We start from the raw sequence: 603 nt of genomic DNA, 5'->3' as shown, positions 1-603 counted from the left end.
CATTCGCCAGTCTCATCTGGCAGTCGAGTAAGCCGCACGTGGCTGACGTTGGACAGTTGGGCGGTACAGGACATTTTCGTAATATCAATCGCCATGACGTCGTAACTTTTGACAACTTATTGATGTTACGTATCGATGAGAGTTTGTTCTTTGGTAATAGTGAATCTGTACATCGACGTATCCTCGATGCCATGCAGCAATATCCCGATGCCAATGAAATTATATTGATTATGGCTGCCGTCAACCATATAGATCTGACCGCCCAAGAAATGCTTTGTACCTTAAATCATGAGTTGGCGTTACAGAATAAGCGCTTGCATTTTAGCTTTATCAAAGGTCCTGTGATGGACATCATCGGTCACACCCCATTGATTAGCGAGCTATCAGGGCAGGTCTATCTAAGTACCTTAGATGCTGTCGATGCATTAAAATAATCTATATTTTGATTACAATGAAATCGCTATAACATGAGTTTTCGCTCAACCTCAATTACTATAGTCGTCTACAACACAATATCGCTATGATAGCGCCTGTGTTATGCTAGACGCACTAAATAGGGAATCAATTAACCTAGAAATCGACCTAAAAAATGCTGATTTATAG

At 41.0% G+C, this 603-nt stretch carries 1 protein-coding gene; it reads left to right on the top strand.

Annotation, left to right across the window (positions count from 1 at the left end; genetic code table 11):
* Window positions 1-434 (top strand): STAS domain-containing protein (locus JMX83_RS15065; RefSeq protein ID WP_201603405.1); only part of this gene is annotated, 434 nt, incomplete at its 5' end.
* Window positions 435-603: the final 169 nt, after the last annotated feature.

It is taken from the genome of Psychrobacter piscatorii, from assembly GCF_904846415.1.
GTDB classification, from domain to species: Bacteria; Pseudomonadota; Gammaproteobacteria; order Pseudomonadales; family Moraxellaceae; genus Psychrobacter; species Psychrobacter piscatorii.
Note: the sequence above shows the minus strand (reverse complement) of the source record. Positions and strands in the feature narration are given on the sequence as shown.